Below are 7,282 nucleotides of genomic sequence, written 5' to 3' on the forward strand. Positions count from 1 at the left end.
ATCTCACAGAGTTGTCCTGTAAGAGTATGCTCTTTTATAACGATACTTATCACATATAGGAAAAGGATCGGCTATTCATAAATCTCGACTTCGACCCAATCTTCCGCGATCGTTACGTCGTGAGCGCGGAATAACGATAAACGCCATCGATGACCGTTGAAACGATTCTAGCCTTTCGCTCCAAATAAACCAAATGAGCTAGCGTCTCCGACATCGCGAATCGCAATTGATGGGCATTGCCGCTGAGCCTGCTGCCGAATAGAGCTTCGCACATGCCATAGGCGGTGAGGGGCTCTTCTTCCAGCATAGCCGCCATCTTGTCTAGCCTGCGTGTGTGATGCTGCTGCAGTTCTGCAATTCTGCCTTTAAAATCGGTAAAAGGATCACGATGCCCGGGAAAAGCGAGTTTGACCTCAAACGTCCCCAGCTCTTGCAAGCTATTCAAAAAATCCGCTAAAGGATCGCCTTCCTCTCCCGGCACAACGCTTACATTCGGGGTAATATGCGGCAGCACCTGATCGCCGCACAGCATCCACTGCCGTTCCTTCTGATAGAAGCAGACCTGCCCCCTCGCATGTCCAGGCGCATCGATTAAAAGCCAGCTTAAGCCGCCGATCATCATCTGGCTTCCAGACTCGAAATAAGTTACCTTCGGCTGCGGCGATACCATGCTCACGAATGTATCAAGATTTTCCGCAATAGCCGCCCTTAGTTCAGCCGGCATTCCGTGCTCCGCATACAGTGATAGCAGATGCTCGGAAAAATCGCTGTTCTCACCCCATAGCCTTCTCGCGTAGCTATGAGCCTCGCGCGTCATGAATACGGGCGCCCCGCTTCTTTCTTGCACATAACCAGCCAACCCATAATGATCGGGATGCTGATGCGTCAGCACAATGCGCGTAATATTTTGCCACTGCAGGCCATATTGCTCCATGACATCGGCCCACACCTCGATGGCTTCATTCGTTCGCAGGCCAGGGTCAACAAGCGTGTAGCCTTGTTCTTCAGGAATTAGATAGCTATTCACCCATTTCAGCGAAAAGGGGACCGGCACCTTGACCTGCAGCCAGCCCTCATGCCACATTGCCGTAAGTACGGATCGGTCCGTTAAGCTTGTCCTGCCATTTCGCCCTGTCATCGTCAACTCGCCATTTCGCTCTGCCATCGTCATCTCGCCCTTCCTGCCATAATTATGCGCGGTGAGGCTGCCTGATCGTAGGTCGAGCCATTGTAATTCCCGTAAAGCTGTTCTAGCGCGAGGCCGCAAGCCGCAAGATGCTGATCGAACCAACTGAGATCGTACAGCCTTACTCTCTCCAAATACTGACGCGGCTCCTCCTTCGACTGCGGATCGGATATTGTAATCTCTTTCTGCACCCACCCATCACGAATGGAGCGAATCTCCTGAATATGCAAGCCGCACTCCTCGTCTACCCGTTCAGATTGGGGCACTAACGTTTTCTCCACGTAAGTAGGATTGAGAAAATCAATTAGAAACGAGCCATCTTGACGCAGCACTCGCCGAATATGCCGCAGCACGTTGATATTGTCCTCTTCAGCACTGAAATAACCGAAGGAAGTAAATAAATTGACCGTTGCATCGAAGCAGCTTTCCTCGAACGGCAGTTCGCGCATATCTCCCTGCACCCACTTAACCATGCTATTCTCATCGTGACGATCAGCCTCTTCCAGCAAAGTAGGAGATAGATCCACGCCTGTTACTGTGTAACCAAAGTCAGCTAGCGCTAGTGCATGCCGGCCCGTTCCACAGCCAATGTCCAGTACGTCAGCACCCTCCTGCAGCTTCAGCCATGCAATCATTTTTCGAACCTCTTTATTCGCGTTTTCGTAGTTTCGATGTTTGTAAACGAGCATATAATCGGAGCCAAAGCTTTGTTCATACCATGGTTTCATGTCTTGTTCTCCTTCGTAATGAGCACGCTAATCCCATGCTTATAATGGATTAATTGTACTTGAATTCCACCCAGCCCGCAAAACAGTTCCCGCCAAGCATGGTTTTTGGATTTTTGCACAAACTATGGAAGCTTATCCAATTGCTTAGTCCATGCATTGTCAGCTTAACGAAGGGGGAATCGGCATGATTGAACGTATTCGCTTATTGTTCGCCGAAGCAGTCGATATCAAGCTCGAAACGTTACAAAATAGCGAAATGACCATCGAAATCGCTTATATCGCCCCTCTATGTGAAGAAAAGAAAGTTAACGATTTTATCATCGTCCCTTTTACAAGAGAAAACTACTCTTTCCAAAAACAGTTGGACACGAACCCCGATTACCTGCAGATCGAGGATGTCGCCAAATGGCAGGATCTTCTGCTACGCGGAAACGTCTTGATCGAGGCAAATCAAGCCATTTACTCGTTGGAAGTCGTCCGTATCATCAGCATTGAGAACCCGCAAACACAGGTAGAGAGCGCCATTCAAGGACCGCAGCTTGCGCTCAGCGAAAATATAAATATTTCCCTTAACCTCGTGCGCAGCATGTATCCTTCTCCGGAACTGTCCGTGGAGGAGTATACGATCGGATCTTTGTCCAAAACGCCCGTGTTTGCCTTGTATGATCAGCGCCGTGTCGATCCTACTGTGCTTGAAAATGTCCGTTCGAAATTAACGACGATTAATGTTGAAATGCTTCAAGCTGCAGGGGATTTGGAGAAGCTTCTCGTCGGCAAACGGAAGCATTTGTTTCCGACTCTTCTAATCACAGAACGGCCTGACCGTATAACAAAAGCGTTATCCAAAGGCAAAATTGTGATTCTTCTAAAAGGAAATATGTTCGCGATCATTTTACCCGCGACCTTCTTCGATTTCATGCATGCGATGGAGGATGACTACGATGCTTATTGGATGACTCGTTTTCTTATATTTCTAAGGTACGCCTCCATTGTACTTACGATCACGCTTCCCGCTCTCTATATTTCGGTCGTATCCTACAACCCGGAGCTGTTTCGCGTTCAGTTAGCCTTCTCGATTGCAGGCAGCCGCTCTGCCGTTCCTTACCCCTCGTTTGTTGAAGTGTTTATTATGCTCTTCATGATCGAGACGCTTATTGAGGCCAGTATCCGCTTGCCGCGTTACATTGGCTCTACAGCCACCACTGTTGGCGGGCTTATTCTCGGACAAGCTGCACAGCAAGCTGGACTTGTAAGCAGCATCATGATCATCGTGACGTCGTTCGTTGCGATATCCAATTTCGTTATTCCTGTTAATTCACTGTCGTTTGCAGTCCGTTTTTTAAAATATCCGTTAATACTCGTCTCCATTTTTTTTGGCATTTCAGGAGTCGCTGTCGGCATGTTTGTCTATCTCACTTATCTTTGCAATCTTAGAAGCTTCGGAAAACCGTATATGCGTATATTCGGAAAATTAAGGCCGTTAGAAGGCGATGTCGGGCAGGTGGGATTAAAGTGAATCGGTATGTCTTTTACAACTTCACACTAGTCAGCTTCATCAACTTAATGCTGTTCGTTCCGCATATTTTAATTAAGGCCCGTTATAACGGCGCTGTATCTTCCATTCTTGTAGGCATTGTTATTGGCACGATACTGGTCTATATGTACACGAGCGCTATGGCAAGGTATCCCGGCAAGGGCTTGCCTGATATATTAAAGCTGCATTGCCCGCATTGGCTCGTCGTCATCTCAATGGTTTTTTTTGCGATGATGTGGTGGATGGGGTCAACAATCGTTGTCGTCGCTTACGCCATCCTTATCAATCGTTTTTTCAACCCTGACGCGAATACGATTGTCATTTTGGTGATGCTGATCCTTGCATGCGGCTACGCGGCCACTCGCTCGACGCTCTCCGTCATGTTTGTCATGGAGATTGGCTTAATCGTCAATGCTCCGATTATTATATTTATTTTGTTCAAAGCAGTAAGGAGTCCGCAATTAAACTGGGATGCGATTCGAGTCGTAGCCAATTATGTAACCGAAATGCCCACCTTGACGTCAGTTGCAGCAGCAACTTATATTTTCACCGGATATATTAATCTATCCTTATTTAATAGGCTCTTTCCGCCAAATTTCCGCTTTAAATTCCGCTGGGTTTATCCGCTCTTCGGTACTCTGATTTTGCTTATTACTTTTTTTGTCCCGATCGGTTTTCACGGTACGGAAGGCGTAAACCAATATATTTATATCTGGAGCATTACCGCCGACTCTATGCTTATGCAGTATGGGTTTATTGAGCGTGTGTTGTTTCTTTTCTTAATTGTTTTTTTGAATTTGACGCTTGTCTATACAATGGCCGGCTGGCATCAAGCGATGGAATTTATTAAAGTCTGCTTCAAAAACAACAAACCGGAAATCGACAGTCCCAAAACACCAACATCCAACTATGTAATTATCAGCATTTTTGCGGTGCTTTCTATACTCTATCTTGTATTGACGAACGAAAAAATGAACCTGTTCCTTACAACGTATTGGCTCATTATTCGTATGATTGCTGAAATCCTGACTGTACTATGGATATTCGTGCTAAGCAGGAGGTCAAAAACAGCATGAACAAATGGCCACGAACCTTTCTGATTATCGGTATTTTTGCTTTGCTCTTTAGCGGCTGCGGCTTTAAAGACATCGACAAACGCTTCTTTGTCGTTGCGCTCGGCATCGACCTATCCGATAATGAAAAAAAACCTTATCGCCTTACGCTTCAGCTAGCTGTGCCCTCTCCAAAAATCGAGCCAGGCGCTTCCAAAACGCAAATCGAAACGATTGATACCGAAAGCATTGCCGAGGGTGTGCGGATGCTGAAAGCCTATGTCGACAAAGAGATCGATTTCGGGCATTGCAAAGTATTTCTAATCGGCGAGAAGCTGGCACGTAAAGACTATCAAAACCTTCTGGAGTGGATGACGAGAAGGAGAGATATACAAAGCGTAGCCGACATCGCCATTGGCAAGCCGGATGCTGAGAGCCTGCTTAATGTGGAGCCGGTCTCCGAGCGCTATCCAGGAAATACGTTATTTCTGAGCTTTGGAGCTGACGGAACAGAATCTTCCTACACTTATGTAGAATCTTTATCAGACTTTTCTAGGCGTGCCACTGAGGAAGGACTTGACCCACTGATGCCTGTTATCGCCAAAGATAAAAGTGAAAGCTTTGTTATCAATCGTACGGCTCTTCTTAATAAGAAAAGGATCAAGCTTATACTCTCTCCCAAGGAGTCACAGCTTTACAATCAGCTTTCCAGCAATTTCACCAAGTCTTCCATGCATGGCATGTTTGAAGGAATGGATCTTGTTGTTGCCCTCACTGAAATTCATTCCAATTTTCATATTGGCAACCACGACGGCGAGGATACGATTACGATGGATGTCAAAATGAAGGTTGTGTTCGAGGAAGCGCCTAAGGACCTCTATGAGGAACAATGGGCGCCAATCGAAAAACATCTGAATCAGGAATATGCCAAAACCTGCGTTGCCCTCTTGCGAAAAATTCAAAAGGCTGGCGTTGATCCTATGGGGTTTGGCCTTCGGTATCGCGCTACCCATCCCGGAAAGGGAGCTTGGGAGGAATGGAAATCGATTTATCCGAATGCTAAATTCAACGTTCGAGCGAATATTAAAATAGAAGGCACAGGGCTTATCAAATAAAGCTGTGAAGAAGGCATGCACATGGCAAAGGGGTATCTCCGAGGTCCTATTGGACCTTGAAGATACCCCTCTCTTGTTCTATTTGCGAACCAGTCGATTCGTTTGGCGCAGCTCGTTGATCGAGCCTGCCCCAATGCCGAACATCGCCGTCCGGAGTTCAAACTCAATACGCTCGAATTGCTGAAGCAGTTGCTCCTGCGACACCTGATTCGTGCCGTTTGCCGCTTGCGGAAGCAGCACTCGCCCAAATCCGGCCAGATCAGCGCCAAGCGCTATCGCCTTCGCTGCGTCAACACCGGTCCGTAGGCCGCCGCTAGCAATAATATTCGCATGCGGCAGCCGCATGCGAATCTCCATGACACTCTCGGCTGTTGGTATTCCCCAATCCGTGAACGCCTCGGCTGCCTGCCTTCTCAGCTCGTCTTGCGAGCGAAACTTCTCGACCTGACTCCAAGAGGTGCCTCCAGCTCCAGCTGCATCAATGAACGCAACCCCTGCCCCAGCGAGCGCTTCTGCAGTATCGGCATCGATCCCCCAACCGACCTCTTTTACGCCAACCGGCACATGCAATGATTGGCAAACCTGCTCAATCGATTGAAGCAGATTGCGAAAATCCGTATCTCCCTCAGGCTGGAACACCTCCTGCATGCAATTAAGATGCAGGACGAGCGCGTCCGCTTCCGCAATTTCAACCGCTTTGCGGCAGGAATCAATTCCGAACCCATAATTAAGCTGAACCGCGCCAATATTGGCGATAACAGGTACGGTAGGGGCATCCTTGCGTATGGAGAAAGAAGCAGCAAGCTGCTCATTTTCAATTGCGGCGCGCATCGAGCCAAGACCGATTGCCCAGCCTCTTGCCTCCGCCACCACAGCCAAACGTCGATTGATTGCGCCCGCTTCATCCGTTCCCCCCGTCATGGAGCTGACGAGCAGCGGAGCACCGAGTTTTTTGCCAAACCATTCCGTATCCAGCCTCACCTCGCTGAAGGAAACTTCGGGCAGCGCATTATGCTTAAAGCGATATTGCTCCAAGCCCGTTTCAATGCCAACGCTGTTTACTTGCTCCTGCAAGCAAATGCGTATATGCTCCCCTTTGCGCTTCGCGGTTGCGGCTTGCTGATCTACTGTCATGCTTGTTCCTCCCAAGCGCTAACGGCTAGCGCCTTTTATGGCAGCGCAGCTCACGTTCCGCTTCTCTATCTTCATCAATTATTATGTGCCTTAGCTCCGTGCAATGGTGTAAAACGACTACCTACTAGCATAGCATAATTTTCTGATTCATGCTCCTTGCTCCACGACTTTGCATGACTTATGCAGTTCATTCCAAGCGATGGAAACCGATTAATAGTCATAGAAATGTAAGCTAAAAACCGGAAAACCCCTTGACTTTTGGAAATCACACCAATAATCGCGAAGAATACCTTTTCTAACGGGTATATCTCTCAAGATAATAGGTGATTTCAGTGAAACAAACCCTTGAAAATCCACGATTTCGTAAGCTTTCACAAGGCGAATGCGCAGGAGCGCCAATCTTGCGATCTCTTTGGGAAAAGTTCGACTTTTCATTGCTCTTGACACAATCCGGGATATTCAAACGAAGCGGAGCACCGTCATGGATGCTTTGCTTTATGTACGTCATCGGATTGATCTCTGGATGCTCATCG

General features: G+C 47.7%; 7 protein-coding genes. 3 read left to right on the top strand and 4 right to left on the bottom strand.

Features of this window, described 5'->3' with window-relative positions; genetic code table 11:
• Positions 1–112: 112 nt before the first annotated feature.
• On the bottom strand, positions 113–1,171 hold the full coding sequence (locus AC2TDN_RS10340; RefSeq protein ID WP_484687900.1) for an MBL fold metallo-hydrolase: 1,059 nt from the start codon (positions 1,169–1,171) through the stop codon (positions 113–115).
• Positions 1,168–1,914 (bottom strand): class I SAM-dependent methyltransferase, encoded by a 747-nt coding sequence (locus AC2TDN_RS10345; RefSeq protein WP_484687901.1) that lies wholly within the window; start codon positions 1,912–1,914, stop codon positions 1,168–1,170. Before AC2TDN_RS10345 ends, AC2TDN_RS10340 begins: the two co-directional genes overlap by 4 nt.
• A 184-nt stretch (positions 1,915–2,098) precedes the next feature.
• Between AC2TDN_RS10345 and AC2TDN_RS10350 the strand changes: the two genes are divergently transcribed.
• The 3 genes from AC2TDN_RS10350 to AC2TDN_RS10360 are packed head-to-tail and all read left to right on the top strand — an operon-like array spanning position 2,099 to position 5,615.
• Complete coding sequence (locus AC2TDN_RS10350) at positions 2,099–3,430, top strand: spore germination protein (protein ID WP_484687902.1); 1,332 nt, start codon at positions 2,099–2,101, stop codon at positions 3,428–3,430.
• On the top strand, positions 3,427–4,524 hold the full coding sequence (locus tag AC2TDN_RS10355) for a GerAB/ArcD/ProY family transporter (RefSeq protein ID WP_482066400.1): 1,098 nt from the start codon (positions 3,427–3,429) through the stop codon (positions 4,522–4,524). The genes AC2TDN_RS10350 and AC2TDN_RS10355 overlap by 4 nt, the downstream gene beginning before the upstream one ends.
• Positions 4,521–5,615, top strand: a complete 1,095-nt coding sequence (locus AC2TDN_RS10360; RefSeq protein ID WP_484687903.1) for a Ger(x)C family spore germination protein — start codon at positions 4,521–4,523, stop codon at positions 5,613–5,615. The genes AC2TDN_RS10355 and AC2TDN_RS10360 overlap by 4 nt, the downstream gene beginning before the upstream one ends.
• Positions 5,616–5,693: 78 nt before the next feature.
• Here AC2TDN_RS10360 and fni read toward each other — a convergent pair whose 3' ends face one another.
• Entirely contained in the window at positions 5,694–6,749 is a 1,056-nt protein-coding gene (gene fni, locus AC2TDN_RS10365; RefSeq protein WP_482066398.1) for a type 2 isopentenyl-diphosphate Delta-isomerase, read from the bottom strand.
• A 295-nt stretch (positions 6,750–7,044) separates the two neighbouring features.
• Positions 7,045–7,282 (bottom strand): hypothetical protein (locus tag AC2TDN_RS10370; protein ID WP_484687904.1); only part of this gene is annotated, 238 nt, incomplete at its 5' end.

This window comes from Paenibacillus sp. Y660 (genome assembly GCF_057221575.1).